General features: G+C 38.2%; 24 protein-coding genes. 18 read left to right on the top strand and 6 right to left on the bottom strand.

Annotation, left to right across the window (positions count from 1 at the left end):
* Complete coding sequence (locus ACIQVU_RS05305) at positions 1–342, bottom strand: DMT family transporter (protein WP_340805113.1); 342 nt, start codon at positions 340–342, stop codon at positions 1–3.
* A gap of 351 nt (positions 343–693) precedes the next feature.
* Between ACIQVU_RS05305 and ACIQVU_RS05300 the strand changes: the two genes are divergently transcribed.
* The 9 genes from ACIQVU_RS05300 to ACIQVU_RS05260 all read left to right on the top strand — a co-directional run bounded on the left by ACIQVU_RS05300 (position 694) and on the right by ACIQVU_RS05260 (position 11,017).
* Positions 694–2,091: a hypothetical protein gene (locus ACIQVU_RS05300; RefSeq protein WP_340805112.1), complete on the top strand. Its 1,398-nt coding sequence runs from the start codon at positions 694–696 to the stop codon at positions 2,089–2,091.
* Positions 2,092–2,626: 535 nt separating this feature from the next.
* Positions 2,627–3,262: a TetR/AcrR family transcriptional regulator gene (locus ACIQVU_RS05295; RefSeq protein ID WP_340805110.1), complete on the top strand. Its 636-nt coding sequence runs from the start codon at positions 2,627–2,629 to the stop codon at positions 3,260–3,262.
* An 82-nt stretch (positions 3,263–3,344) separates the two neighbouring features.
* A complete protein-coding gene (locus tag ACIQVU_RS05290; protein WP_340805108.1) occupies positions 3,345–4,592 on the top strand; it encodes an MFS transporter in 1,248 nt (415 codons plus the stop codon).
* Positions 4,589–6,928 carry an ABC transporter permease gene (locus tag ACIQVU_RS05285; RefSeq protein WP_402894255.1) on the top strand — a complete coding sequence of 780 codons (2,340 nt, stop codon included), beginning with the start codon at positions 4,589–4,591 and terminating at the stop codon, positions 6,926–6,928. Before ACIQVU_RS05290 ends, ACIQVU_RS05285 begins: the two co-directional genes overlap by 4 nt.
* Positions 6,925–7,689 (top strand): ABC transporter ATP-binding protein, encoded by a 765-nt coding sequence (locus tag ACIQVU_RS05280; protein ID WP_340805105.1) that lies wholly within the window; start codon positions 6,925–6,927, stop codon positions 7,687–7,689. Before ACIQVU_RS05285 ends, ACIQVU_RS05280 begins: the two co-directional genes overlap by 4 nt.
* Positions 7,690–8,144: 455 nt before the next feature.
* A complete protein-coding gene (locus ACIQVU_RS05275; RefSeq protein ID WP_340805103.1) occupies positions 8,145–8,684 on the top strand; it encodes a transcriptional regulator in 540 nt (179 codons plus the stop codon).
* Positions 8,685–8,716: 32 nt separating this feature from the next.
* Positions 8,717–9,577, top strand: coding sequence for a YitT family protein (locus tag ACIQVU_RS05270; protein ID WP_340805102.1), 861 nt, complete (start codon positions 8,717–8,719; stop codon positions 9,575–9,577).
* Between the two features lie 165 nt (positions 9,578–9,742).
* On the top strand, positions 9,743–10,057 hold the full coding sequence (locus ACIQVU_RS05265) for a hypothetical protein (protein WP_340805101.1): 315 nt from the start codon (positions 9,743–9,745) through the stop codon (positions 10,055–10,057).
* A gap of 102 nt (positions 10,058–10,159) precedes the next feature.
* Positions 10,160–11,017 (top strand): hypothetical protein, encoded by an 858-nt coding sequence (locus tag ACIQVU_RS05260; RefSeq protein WP_340805100.1) that lies wholly within the window; start codon positions 10,160–10,162, stop codon positions 11,015–11,017.
* Positions 11,018–11,051: 34 nt separating this feature from the next.
* Here the strand turns inward: ACIQVU_RS05260 and ACIQVU_RS05255 are convergent, their stop codons facing one another.
* Positions 11,052–11,648, bottom strand: coding sequence for a TetR/AcrR family transcriptional regulator (locus ACIQVU_RS05255; RefSeq protein ID WP_402894249.1), 597 nt, complete (start codon positions 11,646–11,648; stop codon positions 11,052–11,054).
* Positions 11,649–11,762: 114 nt separating this feature from the next.
* On the opposite strand from ACIQVU_RS05255, the gene ACIQVU_RS05250 reads away from it, so the two are divergent.
* Positions 11,763–12,491: an ABC transporter ATP-binding protein gene (locus ACIQVU_RS05250; protein WP_340805098.1), complete on the top strand. Its 729-nt coding sequence runs from the start codon at positions 11,763–11,765 to the stop codon at positions 12,489–12,491.
* Entirely contained in the window at positions 12,488–13,504 is a 1,017-nt protein-coding gene (locus ACIQVU_RS05245) for an ABC transporter permease (RefSeq protein WP_340805097.1), read from the top strand. The genes ACIQVU_RS05250 and ACIQVU_RS05245 overlap by 4 nt, the downstream gene beginning before the upstream one ends.
* 29 nt (positions 13,505–13,533) lie before the next feature.
* Here ACIQVU_RS05245 and ACIQVU_RS05240 read toward each other — a convergent pair whose 3' ends face one another.
* From ACIQVU_RS05240 to ACIQVU_RS05230, 3 genes are all read right to left on the bottom strand, one after another.
* Complete coding sequence (locus tag ACIQVU_RS05240) at positions 13,534–13,986, bottom strand: 2-thiouracil desulfurase family protein (RefSeq protein ID WP_340805096.1); 453 nt, start codon at positions 13,984–13,986, stop codon at positions 13,534–13,536.
* 421 nt (positions 13,987–14,407) lie between these two features.
* Positions 14,408–15,151, bottom strand: coding sequence for a DUF4184 family protein (locus ACIQVU_RS05235; RefSeq protein ID WP_402894245.1), 744 nt, complete (start codon positions 15,149–15,151; stop codon positions 14,408–14,410).
* Between the two features lie 32 nt (positions 15,152–15,183).
* Positions 15,184–15,729 (bottom strand): DUF6886 family protein, encoded by a 546-nt coding sequence (locus tag ACIQVU_RS05230; protein WP_340805093.1) that lies wholly within the window; start codon positions 15,727–15,729, stop codon positions 15,184–15,186.
* A gap of 219 nt (positions 15,730–15,948) precedes the next feature.
* On the opposite strand from ACIQVU_RS05230, the gene ACIQVU_RS05225 reads away from it, so the two are divergent.
* From ACIQVU_RS05225 to ACIQVU_RS05210, 4 genes are read left to right on the top strand one after another with little or no spacing between them, the layout of a single operon-like run.
* Positions 15,949–17,013: an iron-siderophore ABC transporter substrate-binding protein gene (locus ACIQVU_RS05225; RefSeq protein ID WP_340805091.1), complete on the top strand. Its 1,065-nt coding sequence runs from the start codon at positions 15,949–15,951 to the stop codon at positions 17,011–17,013.
* 1 nt (position 17,014) lies between these two features.
* A complete protein-coding gene (locus ACIQVU_RS05220) occupies positions 17,015–18,049 on the top strand; it encodes a FecCD family ABC transporter permease (protein WP_402894240.1) in 1,035 nt (344 codons plus the stop codon).
* Complete coding sequence (locus ACIQVU_RS05215) at positions 18,046–19,077, top strand: FecCD family ABC transporter permease (RefSeq protein ID WP_340805088.1); 1,032 nt, start codon at positions 18,046–18,048, stop codon at positions 19,075–19,077. Before ACIQVU_RS05220 ends, ACIQVU_RS05215 begins: the two co-directional genes overlap by 4 nt.
* Complete coding sequence (locus ACIQVU_RS05210; protein ID WP_340808543.1) at positions 19,077–19,877, top strand: ABC transporter ATP-binding protein; 801 nt, start codon at positions 19,077–19,079, stop codon at positions 19,875–19,877. Before ACIQVU_RS05215 ends, ACIQVU_RS05210 begins: the two co-directional genes overlap by 1 nt.
* A gap of 45 nt (positions 19,878–19,922) precedes the next feature.
* Here the strand turns inward: ACIQVU_RS05210 and ACIQVU_RS05205 are convergent, their stop codons facing one another.
* The gene (locus ACIQVU_RS05205; protein WP_340805087.1) at positions 19,923–21,110 is read right to left on the bottom strand and encodes a YbfB/YjiJ family MFS transporter; all 1,188 of its coding nucleotides are present in this window, start codon (positions 21,108–21,110) and stop codon (positions 19,923–19,925) included.
* A 120-nt stretch (positions 21,111–21,230) separates the two neighbouring features.
* Here ACIQVU_RS05205 and ACIQVU_RS05200 point away from each other — a divergent pair, with 120 nt between their 5' ends.
* The 3 genes from ACIQVU_RS05200 to ACIQVU_RS05190 all read left to right on the top strand — a co-directional run bounded on the left by ACIQVU_RS05200 (position 21,231) and on the right by ACIQVU_RS05190 (position 25,155).
* On the top strand, positions 21,231–22,118 hold the full coding sequence (locus ACIQVU_RS05200; protein WP_340805086.1) for a LysR family transcriptional regulator: 888 nt from the start codon (positions 21,231–21,233) through the stop codon (positions 22,116–22,118).
* Between the two features lie 211 nt (positions 22,119–22,329).
* Positions 22,330–23,697, top strand: coding sequence for a guanine deaminase (gene guaD / locus ACIQVU_RS05195; RefSeq protein ID WP_340805085.1), 1,368 nt, complete (start codon positions 22,330–22,332; stop codon positions 23,695–23,697).
* A gap of 108 nt (positions 23,698–23,805) precedes the next feature.
* Positions 23,806–25,155, top strand: coding sequence for a uracil-xanthine permease family protein (locus ACIQVU_RS05190; protein WP_340805084.1), 1,350 nt, complete (start codon positions 23,806–23,808; stop codon positions 25,153–25,155).
* Positions 25,156–25,244: the final 89 nt, after the last annotated feature.

Genomic DNA, 25,244 nt, shown 5'->3' with positions numbered 1-25,244 from the left:
CTATACACCATCCTCTGTTTCAGACTGATTGGATATAAATTTAAGCCCAATAATACAGCTAATTAACATTAACACGAATACAATCTTTATAAGACTAACGGAATCCCCTAAAAATACCATGCCGACAAGGGCCGTCCCAAAAGAACCCAGACCTGTAAAAACAGCATAGGCAGTTGATATAGGAAGAAACTTTAACGCTTTAGAGAAAGCATAGAAACTTAATACCAGTAATACAACCGTTGGAATTACGACTTTTATATTTGTGAAACCATTTGAATACTTCAACCCTAAAACCCAACCTACTTCTAGAATTCCTCCAAAAATAAGAAATAACCATGCCATAAAACTGCTCCTTTATATATGTTTTTACCAATAACGTTTAACACTAATAAATATAGTATATGCTAAACAAACAATAATTTAACTAACGTTAGTTAGATTTTAAGTAAAAAAAAATAAAAATGCAACCTTTTTATTAAATATTTTTCAGAAATAATTCATTTTTTCTATTTGTTAATTTTTGCTTCTAGCTAATTGGTTGAATTTATGGTTAAGTGCCATGATATTACCCTCATTATTTCAATTATCAATTCATCCTACCTTTCTATTTAAAGCAAAATTTTTCAAATGCATCACCAACTTTTTTTCTTCTCATATTCTATAGCATCAGGTCGAATATTGAGGGGGAACTGTATGGGGATTGAATTGACCGCTCTCCATTGGATTTATGTCATATTTATCGTGCTTATTATTGGATTTATGGTGAAACGCCGTGATACTACACTTATTTGTATACTTGGCATCTTTATGCTAGCAATTGTGGCAACTGGCGATTTAACTGCCTCCATTAGTGGTGTGTTTAATAGCTTTATTTATGCTATTACAGAGCTGCTATCAACGATTCTTATTATTTCCATTATTGTTGCGATGAGTCGAGTGATGATGGCATCAGGCATTAATGAGATCATGGTTGCACCGTTTACAAAAATTATTAAAACACCTGCACTCGCCTATTGGACAATTGGTCTACTAATGATGGTTATTTCTTGGTTTTTCTGGCCCTCTCCCGCTGTTGCGCTGCTAGGGGCTGTACTCTTGCCTGTGGCGATTCGTGCGGGTTTGCCAGCACTGGGCGTTGCCATGGCGATGAATTTATTTGGGCATGGTATTGCGTTATCGAGTGATTTTGTCATACAGGGAGCGCCAAAGCTAACAGCTGATGCTGCGGGTATTCCTGTTGGGGATGTTGTAGCGGCTAGTATTCCACTTGTTATAACGATGGGCGTTGTGACAACTGTTGTTGCTTATATTTTATTGCGACGCGATATGAAGCGTGGAACACTAACACTAAACACTGCTGATGAGGCTGATAAGGAGCGTGAACAAGCAGCAACTGCACATTTACTATCTATGGGGCAAAAGCGGTTTTTTGCTGTGCTTATTCCGATTGCTTTTATAGCAGATGTGATTGCCATGTCGCTCTTCCAGCTACAGGGCGGTGATGCTACTGCATTAGTTGGTGGAACTGCTGTTTTTATTTTACTTTTGCTAAGTGTTGCTGCACATAAAAAAGAGGGGCTTGAAAAAACGACAAGCTATTTGATACAGGGCTTTCAATTTGGCTTTAAAGTGTTTGGGCCTGTAATCCCAATCGCCGCCTTCTTCTACCTCGGTGATGTCGGCTTTATCCAAATTATCGGAGATCATTTACCCGCTACCTCGCACGGTATTGTCAATGACCTAGGTGTTGGGCTTGCCGCAGTCGTGCCTTTAACAAAGGAAATAGCCGTTGTCACATTAACGGTTGTAGGCGCGATTACTGGATTAGATGGCTCAGGCTTTTCTGGTATTTCCCTTGCAGGCTCTGTCGGTAGCTTATTTGGTAATGCTATTGGTGGCGGTACGGCTACGTTAACAGCTTTAGGGCAAATCACAGCGATTTTTGTTGGTGGAGGAACATTAATTCCTTGGGCATTAATTCCAGCAGCCGCTATTTGTAATGTCAGCCCATTTGAGCTAGCAAGACGTAACTTAATTCCTGTAGTGATTGGGCTTGCTGTAACGACAATAGTAGCGATGTTTTTAATATAGTGCTATCAAAGAGCAGCATTAAGCGATGGACAGTGTTCGAGTCCATCGCTTTTAACATTAAAGGGATTTTCTTATGATGGTTGTACTGTATAGTATTTGCTTAAATCCTACTGAAGCTGTTGGGTAGCACTCTTTGCCTCATTAAATTTTTTATCCATCACAAATGCTTTTGCAAAGGGCTTTACGGTAATAATAGCTTTTGTGAACGGTATGAAGGTTAAGCTTTGTGTCATGCTAAATCGCGAATCATTACATGAGAGTTGAGTCGCTTGATTTTCTTTTTATCTAAGGTAGCAGCTTTAATACAATCCCAATATTTCACACAAGCTTTAACATGCTCTTGCTAATTAATTGCTTCAATTTAGCAGCTTCTATATTGCTTAAAACTTTGCTTAAAGCTTATAATAATGAATTAAGTTTATATCTACTCGATTGCTTGCAACAGCAAAGATAAGCAATATATCTTGCATTTTTCAATAAGCTATGCATATAATAAGAATAGACCGACAGTCGGTCATATCAGGAGGCATTCAACATGAGAGTTGTCAAAGAGCATGAGGAGCGGCGCAATGAAATATTAAATACCGCTCAGACACTTTTTGTTACAAAGGGCTATATGAAAACAACCATCAATGATATTTTACAGGCAATCGGCATTGCGAAAGGCACTTTTTATCATTACTTCAAATCGAAAGAGGAAGTGCTAGATGCCATCATTGAGCGCATTATTCAAGCAGATGTAGCAAAGGCGCAGCATATTGCCCGTGATTCCACTATGTCAGCAATAGAGAAATTATTTGCGATTTTACTAGCACAAGCACCACAGCAAGGGGATCAAAAAGAGCAATTAATTGAGCATTTTCATCAGCCAGATAACGCAGAAATGCATCAAAAAAGCTTAGTGCAGGCTGTTAACCGGCTATCACCCATTTTAACAGAGGTCATTCAGCAAGGCATTGAGGAAAAGATTTTTGATACAGATTACCCAAGGGAAACAGTCGAGTTTTTACTCGTTTCTGCACAGGTTGTTTTCGATGATGGCTTCTTTCAATGGGAGCCAGAGGAGATGTTACAAAGAGCAACAGCTTTTGTCCAGCTAATGGAGCGTGCTTTAGGAGCAAAAGCAGGGAGCTTTCAACAAATGCTAGACATTTTATTAAAATCATCTTAATGTAAAGCGATTCAATCTAGATTCGCTTTCTATTTTCCAACAATATAGACCGGCAGTCGGTCTAATATAGAAGGAGGACCTTATGACATCTATTCGTAAACCTGCTTTTTCAAAGGATTTTATACTTGTTGTATTAGGTCAGATCATTTCCATTTTAGGAGCTGCTTTATTGCGCTTTGCTTTATCACTTTATGTATTAGATATAACTGGAAGAGCTGATATATTTGCTGGATTGCTCGCACTATCCAGCCTTCCACTTCTTTTATCACCCATCGGTGGAGCACTGGCTGATCGCTTTAATCGGCGTAATTTAATGGTTCTATTTGATATAGCCAGTGGTGTTATTATTTGTTGCTTATTTTTATCTTTATTGCTGCAACAGCCATCCATTGTTGTGATTGGTATTGTTATGACTTTATTAGCATTGATTAGCGCTATGTATTCGCCTGCTGTTATCGCTAGTATTCCACTTCTTGTCGCAGACAATAAGTTAGAGCAGGCAAATGGTATTGTTCAAGCAATACAGGCATTATCACAAGTAGCTGCGCCTGTTTTGGGTGGTGTACTATACGCTATACTACCTTTCAAAACACTTGTTATGGTTAGTGCCATTTTGTTTTTTTGCTCTGCCATCTTGGAAATATTTATTAAAATTCCTTTTTCCAAGCAGACACAGCCACCACCCATTTTAAAAGATTTGCAAATAGGATTTCGATACGTTGGTCAGCATAACTTTATTGTAAAGTGCATTGTCCTTGCAGCAAGCTTAAATTTTTTATTAACACCCTTCTTTATTGTCGCTGTCCCGATTATTTTGCGAATGGCAATGCAGGTGAGCGATATGCTCTATGGTATAGCAATGGGGATTATTGATTTTGCTACAATTATCGGTGCATTATCTATTGGGTTATTTGCCAAGCATCTACGCATGAATCGACTCTATCAATGGCTTTTAGTCATTGCATTATTGACGATACCGATTGCCCTTACAGTAACACCTTTCTTATTACAGCAAAGCTTTATTTTATCCATTTTAATTTTTATAGGCTGTAGTATTGCGATTGCAATGCTGATTACGATACTCTCTATTTTCGTAATCACGGCTGTGCAAAAGCAAACACCCAATGCACATCTCGGTAAAGTAATGGCTATTATTACAGCAAGCGCTCAGTGTACTGCTCCCTTTGGCCAAATTTTATATGGCATCGTCTTTGAAGCAACACAGCATGCTATGTATTGGTCGGTATTACTAATGAGCTGCGCCGTATTGCTACTAGCCCTTCTAGCAAAAAAAATGTGGCAGCAGAAAGAAAGTGAGGAAATGCTATGATTTTGCGTATGGCACAACGAGATATTATACGAAATCCCATCCTAACTTTAACTTTAATCGCCTTTATATTGCTTTCTTCTTTTTTAATGGCAAGTGCGACAACAATGATTGTTCATTTATTTACATCTGTAGAACAATTTTTTCAGCAGGCAAAAGCACCCCACTTTGTGCAAATGCATGCAGGTCCCATTAATCAGCAGCAAATTGATACATTTGTTATGGAGCATCCTTTTATTGAAGCCCAGCAAACCGTTGATATGCTGACAATTGAACAAACACAGCTTTTTATTGAAAATCGAACACAAAGTGAGGCAATGAATGGCAGTGTAATGGATATTAGCTTCGTTACTCAAAACCAGTTATTTGATTTGCTATTAGATGAAACAAATCAACCACTACAGGTTGCACAAGGAGAAATTGCCGTACCGATTTATTATATGGAAAAATATCATTTGCAGCTTGGCGATAAAATTTGGTTTGCCAATGAGCAAGTCGACAAGGAATTTACTATTTCAAGCTTTACACGTGATGTACAAATGAATCCATCCATTGTTAGCTCTAAGCGCTTTGTGATTCATCAGGAGGATTGGCATTCTTTAGCACAATCAATAGCACAGCATGAATATTTAATTGAATTTCTAGTGACGGAGCAGGCACAAATACAGCAGCTAGAGCAATTATATCAGGCATCTGATTTGCCACAGCAAGGACCAACGATTACGTACCCACTTTTTAAGATGCTGAATATGCTAACAGACGGTCTAAATGTGTTAATTGTGCTTTTTCTAAGTGCTCTTTTAATGGTTGTTGCGATGCTCTGCATTCGTTTAACAGTTATGACAACATTGGAGGAGGATGTGCGTGAAATTGCTGTTATGAAGGGGATCGGCATTGCGAATAAGCAAATTCGCCTGCTTTATTTAGGAAAATATATTGCGATTACTCTGCTGGCTGGCATTAGTGGTTACCTGCTATCATTGTTTATCATACAGCACTTTACTGCAAATATGGCGCACTATTTGGGGCAATTTCATATGACCACACTTCACTATTTATTGTCGCTTAGCAGTGTCGCGATAATTTGTTTAATCGCCCTTTTATATTGCTACATCATTTTAAAAAGCTGTGAACGTATTTCTGTAGTAGAAGCTTTTCGGCAAGGAGCTGCGACAGAGAAAGCGATTGCAATTGCTAGCAGTAAATTTCCATCTATCAACCTATTACTTGGCATAAAAGATATTGCAGCACGCTTTCCAATATATCGCTTAATTGGTGCAGTTTTTATTATAGCCTGCTTTATGATGCTTGTGCCACTGAATTTACTGCAAACAGTGAAATCACCAGACTTTATTACGTATATGGGCGCGAGTAAAAGTGATATACGCATCGACCTGCCCTACAACGACAATACTCGCAGGCAATTTGAAGCTATGCAAGCTACCCTTGCACAAGATGTAGAGGTGGAAAAATATACAATATTTACAACAGCAAGGTTTATGGTAGAGGTCGCAAATGGACAATATGACAGCATACAGGTGGAGATTGGTGATTTTACAGCATTTCCTTTACGTTATGTGGAAGGGGTTGCACCGACACAAAAGGATTCGATTGCCCTCTCCGTTTTACAGGCACGCGAACTCGCCGTGGATATAGGCGATTCATTAACTGTTATTGTTGAAAAAGTGCCGAAGCAATTAACCGTTTCAGGTATTTATCAGGATATTACCAACGGTGGTAAAACAGCAAAAGCACAGTTGTCAATCAGCTCGGCTACTCCTATTCTTTGGTATGTCATTAGCGTAAATATTATAGATGGCGTTGCGGCTCAAGAAAAAATAGAAACATATCGTGAGCTATTTAAAACAGCTAAAATTACAAATATGACACATTATATTGCACAAACACTTGGTTCAAATATTGCACAGCTCAAGCAAATTACCCTGCTGGCTATTATCATATCCTTATCTATTACGGTATGTATTACAGCGATGTTTATCAATATGCTGCTTGCAAGGGATGCAAGGCAAATCGCCATTTTACAAAGGTTAGGCTTTTCGAAGCAAGCGATTCGCACACAATATATAACACGTGCCATAACGCTTTTAATTATCGCCATTATAATAGGAACAATTTTATCTAACACTCTTGGGCAATATTTAATTAACAGGCTCGCTATGCTTATTGGTGCATCACATATTACATTAATAAGCCAGCCATTACAGGTGTATTTCTTCTATCCATTATTATTTATTTGCGCCGTTACGTGGACTGTTGTATTAGCAACGGCAAAGCTACAACGACAATCTGCCATTACAACATTAGGAGGAAACGAATGATGACAATTTTAGAAGTACAGCATTTACACAAAATATATGTTCTCGGCAATACAGAGCAGCACGTATTGAAAAATATTCAGCTGACCCTTCAAAAGGGAGAGTTTGTTGCGATTATGGGGCCCTCAGGCTGTGGTAAATCTACTTTACTTTATACAGTCAGTGGCATGGATCAAGCAACATCAGGTCATATTACCTTTCTACAGCATACTATTGGCACGATGGCTGAGCCACAATTAGCACAATTACGACTTGAAGCAATGGGCTTTATTTTTCAACAGCACCATCTATTAAAAAATTTAAATTTATTCGACAATATCATTTTATCTGCTTATTTAGCGAAAAAAGAAAGCCGTCAAAAAATTAATATGCGCGCTACACAGCTAATGGTAAAGCTAGGTATTGCACAATTAGCTAAGAACGATATTACTCAAGCATCTGGTGGGCAATTACAAAGGGTTGCCATTTGCCGTGCATTAATAAACAACCCAGTCATTTTATTTGGCGATGAACCAACAGGGGCTTTAAATACAGCCGCTACTTCAGAGGTAATGGACGTCTTAGCAACGATTAACCAAGAAGGCACAACGATTTTACTTGCTACCCATGATGCCAAAGTTGCTGCAAAAACCGAGCGTGTATTATTTATGCTCGATGGCGAAATTATTGCTGAAACAACTCTAGGAAAATACAATCCTATAAATAATGATTTATCTAAACGAGAGCAACAGTTGAATCGTTGGCTTGTGCAGCTTGGGTTTTAATAAAAAAGGTTAGGCTAAAACAACAAAGGACGTGTCTGAAAAGCAATTTTAAGATATGTCCTTTGCGAATAAGGCGAAGCTACCAGCCAGATTTTCACAATGCATTTATCCCCTATATTTAGAAATAAAGGTTATTACATCTTACATATTAAAATATCCCCTTTTATCTATCGGTGTCCAGATAAATAAAAATCCCACGAGTAAAAAAGCTAGAAGGAGCGAAAGAATGCTTCCTAATCAAGTTGAGCAAATTTTGCAAATCTATCACGTAATTTATTTTTAAGATCTTCTCATTATCAATAATAACAACAATAGATAATAAAAATTGCATTACCTTTTTACTGTACATCTTTAAAAAAAATATATATTATATTTTTTGATAATGTTCTCATATTGATAACATTCGATTGCTTCCCCTGATACCATCTCATTTTTCTTGATAGGAGGATCGGTTAATGCGTAATAAAGCAGAGGTATTAATGCATCCTGTGAGAATGAAAATTTTACAGGCTCTGATGCACAATAAAGAAGAAGGTTTAAGCACGTTGGAGATGATTTCTGTTATTAAGGATGTACCACAGGCTACCTTATATCGTCATATCCAAATTTTAGTCGATGAAAACATTATAAAAATTGTGAAGGAACGAAAGGTACGTTCCGTTACAGAGAAATTTTATGCATTAAATGAAGGAGCAGCAAAACTAAGTAAGGAGGATTGGACACAGCTTACAACAAAGCAAAAATTAAATTATATTTCCTACTATCAATTGGCTTTGTTATCACAATATCAAAATTATTTACATTCCCTTGATGAAAAAGAAAGCACGACAGATTTAGCAACTTTTTCCTTAGCTGATTTGACATTAACAAAAGATCAATTTATGAGTTTTGATCGTGAATTAAATGATTTATTAACCAAATACTATAATATGGCTGACTCAAGTAAGGACGCTGAAACAAAAACAATTGCGATCAATATTATTCCAAAACCTTAGGTCGATTTTGTCTAAAGAAATGGAGAAGATTTATGAAAAAAGGAAAGTTATCAGAAACTATACGAAAATTTATTATGATTGTTATTGGCGCAGCTATTGCTGGCTATGGACTGGAGGCAGTATTAATTCCAAACAACGTTATTGATGGCGGTGTAACAGGGATTAGTATTATGGGAGCACATCTTTTTGGTATTCCATTAGGAGTGCTACTGTTCATCTTAAATATTCCATTTGTTTATATTGGCTATAAACAAGTAGGAAGAACATTTGCTTTAATGAGTAGTATAGGTATTGCTGCGCTATCTATTGCTACAGTTTTGTTACATGATGTTGAAACAATTTTAGGACCAAGCGATCCCCTTCTCATTGTTTTATCGGGCGGTATCTTGCTTGGTGTTGGTATTGGAATTGTCTTACGTAATGGCGGTGCTTTAGATGGTACTGAGGTATTAGCTGTTCTATTATCACGTAAAGTACCATTTTCAGTCGGTGATATTATATTATTTATTAATGCCTTTATTTTCTTAGGGGCAAGCTTTATTTTCGGCTTAGAAAGTGCCTTATATTCAGCATTAACCTACTATATTGCGAAAAATGTGATTGATATTATTCAGGCAGGTTTAGAAAAATCGAAAGAAGTCCGTGTGGTCAGTGCCAAGTCAGAGGAAATTGGTGATGCTATCCAAGCTCGTTTAGGGCGTGGTATTACCTACACACATGGGCGTGGTGGCTTCTCTAACGAACCAACTGAAATTTTATACTGCGTTATTAACCGTATGGAGGAAACTAAGCTAGTTTCTATTATTAAAGATATCGACGATGGAGCTTTTGTGGTAATTTCAGATGTTGCTGAGGTTCGTGGTGGTAACTTTAAGAAGCGTGATATTCACTAATTTATATAAGGTGGGAGCCTACAATTTGCTAGGGTCCCTCTTTATTTTATTTCATGGGAGTCTATCCGCCACTTCTGCTGTTCTATCCGTCATTCTCGAAGTGCTATCCGTCACTTTTGCCATTCTATCCGTCACTTTCCTTAGACACTCAAAGGAGGAGCCCCTATGGACCTTTTTATTGCTAGCAACCGTCAATTACCTATCCGTTATTATCAGCAAGAAGCAGTTTGGATTCGGCGTGGAGGTAATCTCAGGCTTCCTCATTTAACATTGCCATTTTTTGTTGAAGTAGAAATCAAACATCCTTCTCACCTATCAATTATTAGAGATTATATTATTGACCTTCAACAGCAATATAAGCAGACAGAAATTCAAATTTTGATTAACAATACGGCTCTTTTAGCTACAATGCACGAAATAGTTTCCAATCGTCAGCAAACACATCATATGATAACCGTCTATCAACTTGAATCATCTTAATTATTTCTTACAAAAAATATGCATACAATTGCTATTAGTAGAATAGAAACCTATATAAAGAGTAATTTTCGTTATGTGAAAAATAAAGTGGGGTGTGAAAGGATGCTGAAAGTAAATGATGCAAAAGAGATGGTACTGAAAATTGTGCAGGGTGATCCGTTATTTGCTGTGCTACAACATACGCCTTTAGAGGAAGTTCTCTATCAGGATGCTTATTTAACAACTATTGATGAAGCCCAACATTATACGATTGCAGAGGTTGCTAGCTGGTTTGATAGTACAGATGCGATGCTACGCTATTATTTAAAACCATTTGAGCAATATATTTTTGACAATACCACGCCTAACGCAAATGGTAATATTCGTTTATATCTTCCAGCTATCGTCAGACTACGCATGATTTTATTATTAAAGGATGAGTACCGTGTAAAGGGGATTAAACATCTACTTGGGCTTGATGATCATGGTCAGCTACTCAAGCATCAAATTACTGCTACAACAAGTGATGCAGAGGAGCTCTCTCATAAGGTAGATGTGCTTGGAAATGTTTTGCATCAAATGATACAAACAGGGCTTTTTCAGTTTGTACCAAATGATGAGCAGGAGGCTTTGCAGGTAACTATTAATCAGGATTTTTTTACGTATACAATTCAGCAAGAAACATTGGCACTTCAGCAGGAAAATAACCATCTTCAACAGCAAATTTTTGAGCTGCAAGAAAATAGCGTAAAGGATATTGTGCAAAAAATTCGAGAGCGCCATATTGAAAATGAAATCGTATCGACTTTACGAACGGAGGCATTACAGCAATTTGCGCTTAATCATAAAGCAGGCTTTTTGACAAGGATGTTTAAATCCTCCCAAATTGAAATGGAAAAGGAGCAATTTGTGCTACGCTATATTTCACAGCATTTAGCAGAGCGTTTAGAGGTTGCACTGAATGATTACTATGAAAAATAAGGAACATGATGGGCTACTACCCTCATGTTCTTTTTTAGACTGAGGATACAAGCGTGCCGACAAATCTTAGTAATCGAAAATGAATCATAACCATTTCCTCCATGCTTAAATCCTGATTTCCTCTATCTAGCCATTCCTGAATGACACCTAAAATAGCAGAAGCAATAAAGGCTTGGAAATATTGCTGGAATTCTGGGTCTTGCACTTCTTTGCGTACAATGGCTAATCGATCTAAAATATGATTGCTAAAAATTATTTTTACCTTTTTCGCAAATGTAGGGCTTCCCTGCTCTCCTAGTAACACCCGAAAGGCAGGGGCATGTTCTTTAATGCATGTAATCACATTGATAAATGGTGGATATAGATGCCCTGTTTGTAAAGTTTGAAAGGCTTCCACTGGCTGCACCTTTTTGACACGACTCTCTAGCTCCATCAATAACTCCTGCTGGATATCCTCCATCACCGCAAATTTATCCGCATAATGTAAATAAAATGTGCCTCGATTAATATGGGCGGTTAATGCTAAATTTTTAACGGTTACACGCTCAAAGCCTACCTCCTCCATTTGTTGAATAAATGCTTTTTTTATCGCCTGCTTTGTTTCAAATGTCATTTGTTCATGTATCGACATAGCTACTCCTCCATTTACTTAACACATGGCTGCAAACTGTTTATTGTATTTGCTCCTATGCTACCGTAAAATTTTTATCAAATCAACACTGTGTTCAGTGAAGGAGTGATCGTTATGGAGAGCTATGCTATTTCTATTCATAACCTTGAAAAAAGCTTTAAGCATAAACAGGTTATTGCCCCTCTTTCCTTGGCTATTCCAAAGGGACAATTAATGGGCTTGCTTGGTCCATCAGGCTGTGGCAAAACAACATTGATTAAAATGATTATGGGGATGCTAAAGCCAGATCAAGGCACTATTCAAGTATTGGATTTTGCTGTGCCGCATCAGCAATTATTAAAAGCTATTGGCTATATGGCACAAAATGATGCGCTTTATCAAGATTTAACAGGTGCAGAGAATCTACATTTTTTTGCAAGGCTTTATTGTTTGTCAAAAGAGGAGCGTATGGAGCGTGTAGCCTATGCTGCCAATCTTGTGCGCTTAACAGATGATCTACAGCAAAAAGTCATCAATTATTCTGGAGGAATGAAGCGTAGATTATCGCTTGCCATTGCACTTATTCAAAATCCACAGCTATTAATTTTAGATGAGCCAACAGTTGGTATTGACCCTGTGCTAAAAAGGGAGATTTGGCAAGAGCTTATTCGTTTAAAAGAGGAAGAACAAAAAACGATTTTAGTCACAACCCATGCAATGGATGAGGCGGAAAGATGCGATCAGCTAGCCATGCTAAGAAGTGGACATATTATTGCACAGGGCACACCGCAAGCATTAAAAGCACATTATCAAGCGAAAGATTTTGATGAGGTGTTTTTAAAAGCTGGAGGTGATGTACAATGAGAATAGGCGCCATTATCACAAGAATTACTCAACAAATGAAACGAGATAAACGCACGCTCGCCTTACTATTTTTAGCACCACTTCTTGTACTCTCATTAATGTACTTTATTTTTAATAGTAATGAGCCTGCGATTACACTTGTTGTTTCCAATGGTTCTGCACCACTTATGGAAAAGCTAGAGAGCACAGATTTTACAATTATTGAAGATCAAGATTTTACTAAAAAGCAGTTAGCAGAAAAAGAGTACACTGGCTGGCTGGCTATCGACCAACAGACTATAAAGCTCACTTTATTAAATGATGACCCTTCTCAGGCAAAGCTTTTAACGATGCAGTTGGCACAAATTTTACAGCCTACGCAAGTTTCTACAGGTAATCTCGAAACAGACTATATTTATGGTGATAGGGATACGGTTATTTTTGATATTTTTAGTCCTATGCTAATTGGCTTTTTTGTGTTCTTCTTTGTCTTTTTAATTACAGGCATCGCTTTATTAAAAGAACGTACTTCAGGCACATTGGAGCGGTTGCTGGCAACACCTATTAAACGCTCAGAGATTGTCGCAGGCTATATGATTGGCTACGGTTTATTTGCCCTGTTACAAACAATTATTATTGTGTTATTTGGTATTTATGTACTTGATATTGTCCATATTGGCTCGATTTGGCTTGTTTTATTGATTAATATGATGGTTGCCCTTGTATCCCTATCCTTAGGTGCATTGCTATCAAGCTTTGCGGCGTCAGAGTTTCAAATGATGCAATTTATTCCGTTGGTCATTGTGCCACAGGTATTTTTTTCAGGGCTTTTCCCGCTTGATAATATGGCGGAATGGCTGCAAAATCTCGGTCATATTATGCCTCTGTATTATGCAGCAGATGCTTTAAATGGTGTGATGTATAAAGGCTATTCCTTCAACGAGATTCTGCTAAATCTCATTGTGCTCGCTTGTTTTGCCATCGTCTTTATTGTCTTAAATATTATAAGCTTAAAAAAATATCGTTCATTATAAGTCATCGTCTAAGGTTCTAAAGCAGAGCCTTAGACGTTTTGAAAATCTTCCTCTGATAGCACCTCAATGCCATGTCTTCGTAATAGCGCAGTCGTTACCCCTGCCCCAGCGATTTTAGTACCGTTAAAATCACCATTATAAATCATCACACTGCCACAGGATGGGCTATATTCCTTTAAAATAACCTTTGTTGCGCCTACTTCTAGTGCCTTGTGCAATGTTGCATAAGCACCCTTGACATATAGCTCTGTAACATCACGACCTGATTTTTCAACCACGGCTGCTTTTCCATCGAGAACATCTTCTCCAATGCCACCTACAATTTCAGCAGGTTCACGGGGTGTTGAAAAGCCTCCCATAAGCTCAGGGCAAACCGTGACAGCCTTATTGTCTAGTACAAGCTTTTGTATTTGCTCATCCAAACTATTTGTGCCATTGTACCGAATATTCAACCCTGCTAAACAAGCGCTAATTAAAATCATGACTATCCCTCATTTCCTTATAGCTGATTGCTCTCTCATAAGTGTAGCACGATAACGAAGCCTATACTGCCCCCACTATGTTTGAAAATAATCAGGCGTTTTATCGTTTTCCGACAGAAGACTCCCACTTCAAGGAGCGTTAGCGAGTAAGTGGGGGTAGTTCAAGTATCTTATTACTTACATTAGTCTTAGCAACGCTAAAGGATTCTATTTTGCAAATCAAAGGGCTTATTTGGCTGCTACCGCCACTCCATCTTTCACTTGAAATCATGAATAGCGGCGACCAGCTAAAGACGATACCAAATCATTTTTATTGGCGATTTCTTTGGCTAATAGTTTATGCAAGCTTTATTATCTATTTATTCTTCCTCTTGTCCAAGCTAAAAAGGAAATAATTCAATAAAAGGAGATGTTTCTCGGGTTACTCAAAGCATCTCCTTTTATATGTAGTTAACAAGGAAATCGTTAATAGGCTACAGAAAAATGCGTCAACTGTACGGACGACTAAGATGCCATAGCTGTGTAATGGCTGCCAAGCAATAGCATACCACAAGCATATAAAACTAAATGTTACGCCAAAAACAGCCATCCAAAAAAGGTATTTCTGCTTTGGATATATAGTTGGTAAGGAGCTCTTGGAAGAATGGGCTGCTCTCTTATATACATAGCCTATAATTAACGCAATTCCAAGCAATGTGCTACCATGCTGTAATAATTTATAAATAGGTATTTGAAAACCGCCTATCTGGATGGTTTGTGATAGTATGGTTAATTTTGTCACCATAGACCCATGCTGATGTGTAAAGGAATCCCAAACAACATGCGTTAGCATTCCCAAGAGTGCTGAATAACTAAAAATAATTACATTGATCAGCTTGCTTTTAGTTAATGGCTGATAGGTTATATCTTGCAACCATCTTGGTAAATGCTGCATAAGGCTTTGCGAGATGCATACACGATAAATTATATAAAAAAGCATTATAAGCGGTAAATTAAACATAAAGAAGCCTGTTAAGCTATGACCAATTTCTGCGATTGGTCTGCCTCTCACAAAATATTCAAAGTCAGGAGCCATGCTTCCTAGTACAAGCGCTGAAAAATGAATATATTTGCTTTTTCTCGAAAAAGGCAGCACGGCAGCTGGATGTGCAAATGTTAATGGCATACGCTCACCTCTATTTGTTCAGACGCTTTCGCCTAAGAAAAGTTACTATCAGAACAGTTTTCCCTATATCGAGGCTGTGCAAAACGCATTCTGCACATTGACCAATTTAATGTTGTCTGTTGGATTTCATCATAAATGTCCCATAAGCTATCTACGATTCGCAGTTCAACATTCCGTACCAATAATGCTTGATAGACATCATCAAGCTCAAAGATAGCAATGGGCATTTGCGCTCTCTCACTAATATAATAGCCTGCATTGTCATCCTGTAATATAAATTCTCTGCTATCAAACTCATATAAATACAGTTTCGTATTTTTCAATACTTCAAACCATTTTCTTTCAATAACGACTACATGTGACGCAGTTGAGAGATAGCTTCGTTTATCTTGCTCCGTTGTTTGTGCCCCTGCATGAAAACATACACGTGGACAGTTTCGCGGTGTTAAATAATTTGGTAAGCATCTTTCATTGATTGCCCATACAAGCCCTTTTGTTGTATCTAAATCTTGCCGCTTTGGTATACGGGGATAAAAAATTTCTATAGTAGGGTTCTCACTTACGTGAAATAAGCGCAAGGTCATTCCTCCTTTTTCGTTGAATTCCCTCTCTTGTTATATTACTTTTTTCTATATATGAAGCAAGACTAATATTTTAAAAGTGTTCAGCTTTCTTCCTTCTCCACAACGACAAAATGCCAAAAAATTGTATTGACTTTCATTAAAATAAGCGTATTATTTTATTCTAGTGATAAAGATTATCATTATCATTCGAGAAAATAAAGTGAGGTTACTAACATGCTAAAAATGAAAAATTCTATGCTGCTATTAATGCTAGTGTCATTACTCGTTTTTGCTTTAGCAGCATGCTCTAATTCTTCTAATGAGGACACTGCTAAAAAAGATGACGAACAACCGAAAGACAATACATCAGAAACGACTGATGAACAGCAATATCCAATTACGATTCAACATGCTTTTGGTGAAACAGTTATTGAAAAAAAGCCTGAGCGTGTCGCAACAATTGCTTGGTCTAACCATGATGTTGCCTTAGCACTTGGTATTGTTCCTGTAGGCTTCTCCGCAGCAAACTATGGTGTTCAAGATGGTGAATTGATGCTTCCTTGGACTGCGGAAAAATTAAAGGAGCTTGGTGAAGAAAATCCAAACATTTATCAAGATACTGATGGTTTAGACTTTGAGGCAATTGCAGACTCTAATCCAGATGTTATTCTTGCTGCATACTCTGGTATTACACAAGAGGAGTACGATACATTAAGCCAAATCGCACCCGTTGTTGCCTATAAAGAAATTCCTTGGGTAACTTCTTGGCGTGACCAAATTACATTAAATTCGCAAGGTATGGGGATGGCTGCTGAAGGTCAGCAATTAATCGCAGATACAGAAAAATTAATTCAAGATAAAGTGAATGAGCATCCTGAAATTAAAGGTAAAAAAGCAGCATTTGCTATGTTTAGCGCAACAGACTTATCAAAATTCTATATTTATACGCCTGCTGACCCACGTGGTGAATTTTTAGTGGAGCTAGGGATGGAATATCCTGAAAGCATTAAACAGCAAATTACAGATGACAGTAGCTTCTATATTGAATTAAGTGCTGAAAACGCAGATGCTTTAGCTGATGTAGAAATTTTCATTGCTTATGGAGATGATACAACTTTACCTGCATTACAAGCTGACCCAATTTTAGGGAAAGTACCTGCTATTCAAAATGGCAATGTTGTTGTGATTGGTGATAATACACCGCTTGCAGCCGCTGGTACGCCTAGCCCACTATCAATTGCTTATACAATTGATGAATACCTATCCTTAATCTCAGACGTTGCAAAAAATGTGAAGTAATATGAATAAGTTACAAGCTACCGAACAAAAGCAATACTTTATCCCTAAACATTTTGGTAAGGTTTTACTTTTTCTTATCATTGTACTTGCGATATGTGTGATTGCTTCTCTGCTATTCGGTTCTCGTACAATTGGCTGGACTGGACTGATGGATGGTTTATTCCATCCTGATGCCCAGTCACATGAAGCCAGCGTTGTGCGACAACGAATCGTTCGAACAATTTTTAGTTTGCTATGCGGAGCGGCATTAGGTGTTTCTGGGGCACTAATGCAAGCTGTTACGCGCAATCCAATTGCAGACCCAAGTATTTTAGGGGTAAATACAGGGGCATCCCTTTTTGTCGTATGTGGGATCGCCTTTTTAAATATTAGTGCAGCCAGCCAGTATATCTGGCTAGCAATTGCTGGTGCTATGATCACAGCGATTTTTGTATTTGGTATAGGCTCTATGGGGGCAAGTGGGGCTACACCTCTAAAGCTTGTACTTGCAGGAGCTGCGACAAGCGCTATTTTATCGTCATTAGTTGTGGCGGTGATGATTCCGCGGACAAATGTCATGGATCAATTTCGGTTTTGGCAGGTTGGTAGTGTAGGTGCTGGTAGCTGGGATGCCATTCAGCTATTTATACCATTTTTAATTGTAGGTATGGTGATTGCCCTCTTTACAGCACCAGCACTTAATGCTTTAGCGCTTGGGGATGAAGTCGCAACTGGCTTAGGTGTTCGTACAGGAACATTGCGTTTATTTGCAGCACTGGGCGGTGTGCTTTTATGTGGGGCTGCTACAGCGCTAGCAGGACCAATTGGCTTTATTGGCTTATTAGCTACTCATATTGTTCGCCTTATTATTGGACCTGATATACGCTTTTTACTGCCGATGTCCGCCTTAGCAGGAGCGATTATTTTAACAGTGTCAGATGTTTGTGGACGACTTCTTGGTAGTCCCGGTGAGCTAGAGGTAGGTATTTTAACAGCCTTTATTGGCGCTCCAATCTTAATTTTAATTACAATGAAAGCGAAAATGCGTGCGTTATGATGAATGAAACATTGAAATCCATAATAGACGGCAGACAACGAAGAACAAGACGGTTTGTGATCACCACTTCTATACTCGCTCTTATTGCCATCATACTTTGCGGCACAATGCTGATGCTTGGAAACACCATTTATCCTGTTAAAGATGTAATCCATGTGCTCTTAGGGCAACATATACAGGGGGCTTCCTTTGCTGTCGGCACAATTCGATTACCACGAATGCTAGCAGGTGCATTTGCTGGCTTTGCATTTGGTGTTGGCGGCTATGTTTTCCAAACAATGCTACGCAACCCTTTAGCAAACCCAAATGTCATTGGTATTACGGCTGGTTCAAGCGCGGCTGCTGTATTCTGTATTATTGTTTTACAGGCAAGCAATACGATTGTGTCCATCGCTTCCATTGTTGGCGGATTAGCAACTGTGCTTATTATTTATGCGTTATCAAAAGGCTCCTCTTTTTCAATTGGTCGATTAATTTTAATCGGGATTGGCATTCAGGCAATGCTCAATGCATTCATTTCTTATTTAATGCTAATTGGGAATACGCATGATATTCCCTCTGCGATGAGATGGTTAAGTGGAAGCTTAAATGGTGCAAAAATGGAAACACTTTACCCATTACTAATTGCAGTGATGATCTTTACACCAATCCTATTATTTTTCGGGAAATATTTAGAAATGCTTGAGCTTGGTGAACAAGCCGCTACCTCTTTAGGGATAGATACAAATAAAACGCGAATCATCTTAATTATTTGTTCTGTATTAATGATTGCACTTGCTACGGCAACTACAGGACCAATTGCCTTTGTTGCATTCCTTGCTGGGCCAATCGCTAAAAAATTAGTAGGTGTCGGGTTTTCAAATATACTTCCAGCTGGGCTAATTGGCATTATTTTAGTATTGGCTGCAGATTTAATTGGTCAATTCGCATTTACAGCTAGATATCCAGTAGGTGTTATTACAGGCATTATTGGTGCACCATACTTAATTTACTTGTTAATTCGAATCAATCGAAAGGGAGATATATGATGAAACCAACACATATGCTTCAAGCTGAGCATCTAACATCTGGCTATGAGCAGAAAACCATTTTAGAAGATGTCAGCATTGCTATCCCAAGTAATAAAATTAGCATTATTATTGGTGCGAATGGTTGTGGCAAATCTACATTGCTAAAAACAATGGCACGCCTCATTAAGCCAACTGGTGGTCAAGTCGTCCTAGATGGCAAATCAATTCATCAAATGCCACCAAAGCAATTAGCGCGTGTGCTAGGGCTATTACCTCAATCCCCTATTGTGCCAGAAGGCATTACAGTGGCTGATTTAGTTGGGCGTGGTCGATTTCCTCATCAAGCATTATTTAAAGGATGGTCAAAGCAAGATTATGAGGCAGTTGCAGAGGCACTTGACATGATGAACATTACAGAATTTGCTGATCGCAATATTGATGAATTGTCAGGTGGTCAGCGCCAGCGTGTATGGATTGCGATGGCACTGGCACAGCAAACAGATATTTTATTTTTAGATGAGCCCACAACATTTTTAGATATTACATATCAGGTGGAAATTTTAGATTTGCTGACAGATTTAAATAAAAAACATGGTACAACGATTGTGATGGTACTGCATGATATTAACCTTTCCGCCCGTTATGCAGACCATCTATTTGCATTAAAAAATGGTCATTTACTGGCTGAAGGCTCACCAAAAGATATTGTAACAAGTGCGTTAATTAAAGAAACCTTTGATTTAGAGAGCATGGTGATTGAAGACCCTGTTTCTCAAACACCTTTAATTGTGCCTGTTGGTCGTTATCATGCTGTTTAATCCCAAAAGGGAATGTCTAAAAAACTAGACATTCCCTTTTGCCTTTTATGAACGTGGTTGAGAAATAGCCGTGACAGCTTGCTTTTTCATTGTTAGCCCTTTGCCTACTAGCATGACAAGCAATGCAAGGAACACAATTGCACCTGCAAAGACAAGTGCCGCTTTATAGCTATTATAAACCTCTACAAGCTGCCCCGCGATAATTGGTCCTATAATTTGCCCAAAAGCATATACCGTTGTTAATAATGACACAACTAAGCCACTTTGTGTTGGGAATAGCTGGCGTGCATACGATGTTGTAAGTGTAACAATGCCTACAAACGTTAAGCCAAATAAAAACGATGCTAACAATACACTCCATACGGTTTGCGACAATACAGGTAATAAAATGCCAATCACTTGAAGTATATATGCCGCCATTAAAATTTTTATTGCTGAAAATTTTTCTAATAATAATGTCCAAACAGGTGCTGATGGAATCGCAGCTAGTCCAACAATAACCCAGCTATATGACGAGTAAGCTCGTAAAGATGGGATATTATGAATAATATCAACTAAAAAAGTACCTGTAATAATATAGCCTAATCCCTCTAAGCCATAGGATAAAATAAGCCATAGCATAAAGCCCTTTACCATTGTTGTATCAAAGGTATTCTTTGTTTTTATGCTATCCTGTACGCCTAAGCCTTTCCATAAACGATATGTAATGGCTAAAAAAATAGCTGATATTATCCCTAAACCTATCCATGTCCCCTGCCATGCAAATTGTTTTTCAATCATTGGCACACATAAGCCTGAAATAGCAATGCCAAGACCAATACCACTAAATACATAGCCTGACCATCTTGATAGTGATTGCTTTGCTAAATAGTCCATAATAATACTGGATGTTAAAACAAAAATAATTCCCCCTGTAATACCAGCGATTAAGCGCAGCACAAGCCAGACACTATATACTTCTAGCAAGCCCATCATGCCAACAGATAGCACATTGATCACAACGTTCACTAATAAAACGGTTTTGCGCTGACGAGCAATAAACCCTGCCCATAATGCCCCTATAAAATAACCGATATAATTACTGGAAGCTAAATAGCCAGCTACCTCCAATGAAAACCCTGCATCGTGACGCATAAATGGTAGAATCGGTGTAAAAGCAAATCGACTAATCCCCATTGCAATTACTAGTAATAAAATGCCACCAAAAACAATTCCCATATGTTGTCGATTCATTGTTATTCACCCCCATATATTTGATTGTAATATAAAGGATACAGAGTAAAAATTAATAAATCTAATATATAATATATATGAAATTATAAAAATTTTTTATTAAAGGTGTGTTTATCATTTATGAATTTACATGCATTGCGTTTATTTACAAAGGTTGCTGAGCTTAACAGCGTGTCCAAAGCAGCACAGGCACTTAGCATTAGTCAGCCCGCTGTTACCATTCAAATACGCAATTTAGAAAAGGAACTAGGCCTACGTTTATTAGAATCGAAAGGTCGAGGTATCACCTTAACGCAAAATGGAACCTTTTTATTTAAACAAGCACAGCGTTTATTTGATTTAGAATTGGATATTGAAAATAAAGTAGCACAGTTGAAAAATACAGGCAATGAGGAATTGCAAATTATTTCTACACATGTGCCCTCTCATTTTTTATTGCCAAAATGGCTGGCTCACTTTAAACAGGTTCACCCAACCGCTCATATTCATGTAAAAACGGCTAATTCACAGCAAGTTATAGAGGAACTGCTTCATTACAAGGCCGATTTAGGTTTTATTGTTAAAGAAGATGGGCATCATCCTGATATTACCTATCAATTTCTAATGAATTTAGACTATTGGTTTATTGTACCCTACCAGCACCCACTTGCAGGTCAAACGGTTTCACTGGCAAAGCTAATGCAGCAGCCCTTTGTGTCAAGGGAGGATGGTAGCTCCACCAAGGAATTTTTAAATGCTTTATGTAAAGTACATAAAATTCCACCACCTAAAGTCGGGCTGCAACTCGATGGTATCAACGAATCCATTCATGCTATTGCCGCAGGCTATGGTACGATGCTTGCCCCGTCCATTGCCGCTTCTAGCTTTATCCAGCAGCAGCAAATTGCGCGAGTTTTTATTAAGAATATGGATATTCAGCGCCCTATTTACTTATGTACACGAAAAAATGAGCCGCTTTACGCCTCCTCCTTTCATAGCTTTCTTCATATTATTAATGAATCTATCTGATTAAATGTTGGCGTTCTATGTTAAAGTAGAACGCCTATAAATGGAGCGGAATTACCCCTGTATTGAGCGAACACATCCTTTTATTGAGCACTCACGCTTATAAATTGAGCAGTTCTATCTATGAATATTCGCTTTTTTTATAGACTAAACCGTTATAATAGCCTATAATAATCGGTATTATTAACAACAAACGAACATTAAGGTGGTTTTTATGACAGAATATACGCAAATATTTAAAGGAACAGCTTTTACTAGTAAATCCCCTACTGAAATCCAACTATTAAAGGACTATTTATTTTTCATTAATGCAGAGGGCATGATCGAAAAAATAGTCGCTCCTGACCATGCGGATTATCCGCAACTATTAGCTACCTATCAGCATCACAGCAATTTCCATCAATTAGCTGAGGGCCAATATCTTTTACCAGGCTTTGTCGATTTACATGTCCATGCACCACAATGGGCACAATCGGGTACAGCATTAGATATTCCACTTTATGATTGGCTCAATACCTATACATTCCCAATCGAATCCAAATTTTCTGACATAGCTTTTGCCCAAGAGGTTTATGAGGATTTAGTAAGCACATTGCTTGCCAATGGTACAACAACATCACTTTATTTTGCCACTGTGCATAAAGAAGCAAGCATCCTTTTGGCAAAAATCTGTGCGGAAAAAGGACAGCGTGGACTTGTTGGGAAAGTAGTGATGGATGATGCCGAGCAAAATCCAGATTTTTATCGCGATGCCAGCACACAAGCAGCATTAGCTGATACAGAGGCGTTTATTGTGGCTGTCAAGGAATTAGCAAAAACAACTAAGCAGGGTGTTTATCCAGTTGTTACACCACGCTTTATTCCAAGCTGTACAGATGAGGCTTTAAAGGGCTTGGGCGAATTAGCAGCGAAATATGATACACATATTCAATCGCACTGTAGCGAAAGTGACTGGGAGCATGGCTATGTCAAAGAACGATTCCATAAAAATGATGCTGTTGCCCTGCATGACTTTGGTCTCTTAGGCGATAAATCTGTTATGGCACATTGCAATTTTTTAAGCGATGAGGATGCCCAATTATTTGCTGAAACAGGGACAGCTATTGGTCATTGCCCAATCTCCAATGCTTATTTTGCTAATAGTGTTATTCCTATCGCTCGCTTCCATGCAATGGGTGTGGATATTGGCTTAGGCACAGATGTGTCAGGTGGGTTTTCTCCAAGCCTTTTTGATAATGCACGCCAAGCTGTTATCTCCTCAAGAATGCTAGAGGATGGTGTGGATACGACAATTCCAGCCGCACAGCGTGGCGTACCAAATTCACGCATTACAATTAATGAGGCTTTCTACCTTGCAACAGCAGGTGGAGGCGAAAGCTTAAGCCTTCCTATTGGTCGTTTACAGGAAAACTATGCATGGGATGTTCAGGTTATTGATACAGCAATCCCTTCTGCTAAGCTACCTATTTTCGACCAGCATGAGGATTTACACGATATTTTCCAAAAAATAATGTATCTTGTTCGTCCTGAAAATATTCGTGAAGTCTGGGTGCAGGGCAATAAAGTTCATACTAGAGGCTAATTTGATCTTGGCTCAGCAAATTCTTTTTGTACCGAAAGCATTAGCGACAGGCACAATTACGCTGGAGCGTAATTGATTAAAATCTACCATTTTGAGGTGTACATTTCCGTGGAAACGCAGCATAACAAACTAGCTAATCAATCAGCAAAAACACAATTGACCGTCTTACCACATGAGAAAATTTCTTTTGGTCAATCAGCACTGCTTGGCTTACAACATGTCATGGCAATGGATGTGTATGTTGTACCATTTTTAATTGCTATGTTAATTGGCTTACAAACAGGTCAAGCAAGTGCCTTAATTCAATCAACCTTTATTGCAGCAGGACTTGCGACCATTGTGCAAACACATTTCTGTATGAAGTTCCCAATGGCACAGGGTCCATCCTATGTACCACTTGGAGCCATTGTTGGAATTTATGCAGCAAGCGGCAGTGGTGATCTAGGCTGGAGTACCGTATTAGGAGCCAGCTTAATTGGGGCAATCTTGGTGATTATTTTAGGCTATACAGGTATCTTTAATAAAATTGTTAAAATATTTATTCCACCAATTGTTGGCGGTACAATTATTTTTGTTGTTGGGCTATCATTAATGCCTGTCGGATTAAGTGATAATATTTTTAATGGCGCAGGCGCATCGATGACACAAAATATCTATTTAGCATTAATTACAGCAGGTGTTTTAGTGCTTTGCGTTATGCTAGGCTCTGTTTTTCAGCAAAAAGGACGAGTATTTCGTATTGCTTCCGTTATTATCGCTTTAATCGCAGGCAGTATAGCTGCAAATATAATGGGCGTTTTAGATTTATCTGCCGTATCACAGGCACGCTGGTTTAGTATGCCTCAAATTCCATTTGCCGATTTTGGCTTTAGCTTTAATATTTCAGCAATTATTACAATGATTATTATTTATATTGTGTTAATGGCAGAAACAACAGGAACATGGTTTGCCATTAGTAATGTTATCGACCAGCCATTAACCGAGCGACAAATTAACCGTGGTGTGGTTGGTGAAGGGATTGGCTGCTTTATTGCTTCCTTTTTAGGCTCTACACCTGTTACAGGGTATTCAACAAATGCAGGCGTTATCTCGATTACAGGTGTTGCCAGCCGCCGTGTATTTATTGCTGTAGGGGCTTGGTTTATCGTATTTGGCTTCTCTGGTAAATTAGCTGCGCTTATTTCAGCTATTCCTTCGGCTGTTATTGGTGGCGTCTTTGTTATCGTCTGCGGTATTATTGCGATTAGTGGCTTACAGGTTATGAAAAATGAATATATTGGTGAGAAGGAAATGTATGTTATTGCTATACCTGTTATTTTAACATTAGCATTAACCGTCCTACCTGATGACTTCTTATATTCTTTACCGACAACCATTCAATATTTATTTGGCTCACCAATTGCAACAGCAGCTTTAGTAGCTATTATCCTGAATAAAATCTTACCAAATACTAAGTAAATAATTATGCACAGCTCCCTATCCACTATTGAGTAGCAGGTGCTGTGCATTTTTTAGCTATTTAATTGCGCTATATTCTGCTATACTAG

The organism is Lysinibacillus sp. NPDC098008 (assembly GCF_044760715.1).
In the GTDB taxonomy this organism is placed as follows: Bacteria; Bacillota; Bacilli; order Bacillales_A; family Planococcaceae; genus Lysinibacillus.
This window is presented reverse-complemented; position numbering and strand designations above follow the sequence as displayed.

Excerpts from the sequence above, each read along its gene's own strand:
- ACIQVU_RS05305 (WP_340805113.1), bottom strand. The coding sequence starts at position 342 with ATGGCATGGTTATTTCTTATTTTTGGAGGAATTCTAGAAGTAGGTTGG.
- ACIQVU_RS05300 (WP_340805112.1), top strand. The coding sequence starts at position 694 with ATGGGGATTGAATTGACCGCTCTCCATTGGATTTATGTCATATTTATC.
- ACIQVU_RS05295 (WP_340805110.1), top strand. The coding sequence starts at position 2,627 with ATGAGAGTTGTCAAAGAGCATGAGGAGCGGCGCAATGAAATATTAAAT.
- ACIQVU_RS05290 (WP_340805108.1), top strand. The coding sequence starts at position 3,345 with ATGACATCTATTCGTAAACCTGCTTTTTCAAAGGATTTTATACTTGTT.
- ACIQVU_RS05285 (WP_402894255.1), top strand. The coding sequence starts at position 4,589 with ATGATTTTGCGTATGGCACAACGAGATATTATACGAAATCCCATCCTA.
- ACIQVU_RS05280 (WP_340805105.1), top strand. The coding sequence starts at position 6,925 with ATGATGACAATTTTAGAAGTACAGCATTTACACAAAATATATGTTCTC.
- ACIQVU_RS05275 (WP_340805103.1), top strand. The coding sequence starts at position 8,145 with ATGCGTAATAAAGCAGAGGTATTAATGCATCCTGTGAGAATGAAAATT.
- ACIQVU_RS05270 (WP_340805102.1), top strand. The coding sequence starts at position 8,717 with ATGAAAAAAGGAAAGTTATCAGAAACTATACGAAAATTTATTATGATT.
- ACIQVU_RS05265 (WP_340805101.1), top strand. The coding sequence starts at position 9,743 with ATGGACCTTTTTATTGCTAGCAACCGTCAATTACCTATCCGTTATTAT.
- ACIQVU_RS05260 (WP_340805100.1), top strand. The coding sequence starts at position 10,160 with ATGCTGAAAGTAAATGATGCAAAAGAGATGGTACTGAAAATTGTGCAG.
- ACIQVU_RS05255 (WP_402894249.1), bottom strand. The coding sequence starts at position 11,648 with ATGTCGATACATGAACAAATGACATTTGAAACAAAGCAGGCGATAAAA.
- ACIQVU_RS05250 (WP_340805098.1), top strand. The coding sequence starts at position 11,763 with ATGGAGAGCTATGCTATTTCTATTCATAACCTTGAAAAAAGCTTTAAG.
- ACIQVU_RS05245 (WP_340805097.1), top strand. The coding sequence starts at position 12,488 with ATGAGAATAGGCGCCATTATCACAAGAATTACTCAACAAATGAAACGA.
- ACIQVU_RS05240 (WP_340805096.1), bottom strand. The coding sequence starts at position 13,986 with ATGATTTTAATTAGCGCTTGTTTAGCAGGGTTGAATATTCGGTACAAT.
- ACIQVU_RS05235 (WP_402894245.1), bottom strand. The coding sequence starts at position 15,151 with ATGCCATTAACATTTGCACATCCAGCTGCCGTGCTGCCTTTTTCGAGA.
- ACIQVU_RS05225 (WP_340805091.1), top strand. The coding sequence starts at position 15,949 with ATGCTAAAAATGAAAAATTCTATGCTGCTATTAATGCTAGTGTCATTA.
- ACIQVU_RS05220 (WP_402894240.1), top strand. The coding sequence starts at position 17,015 with ATGAATAAGTTACAAGCTACCGAACAAAAGCAATACTTTATCCCTAAA.
- ACIQVU_RS05215 (WP_340805088.1), top strand. The coding sequence starts at position 18,046 with ATGATGAATGAAACATTGAAATCCATAATAGACGGCAGACAACGAAGA.
- ACIQVU_RS05210 (WP_340808543.1), top strand. The coding sequence starts at position 19,077 with ATGAAACCAACACATATGCTTCAAGCTGAGCATCTAACATCTGGCTAT.
- ACIQVU_RS05205 (WP_340805087.1), bottom strand. The coding sequence starts at position 21,110 with ATGAATCGACAACATATGGGAATTGTTTTTGGTGGCATTTTATTACTA.
- ACIQVU_RS05200 (WP_340805086.1), top strand. The coding sequence starts at position 21,231 with ATGAATTTACATGCATTGCGTTTATTTACAAAGGTTGCTGAGCTTAAC.
- guaD (WP_340805085.1), top strand. The coding sequence starts at position 22,330 with ATGACAGAATATACGCAAATATTTAAAGGAACAGCTTTTACTAGTAAA.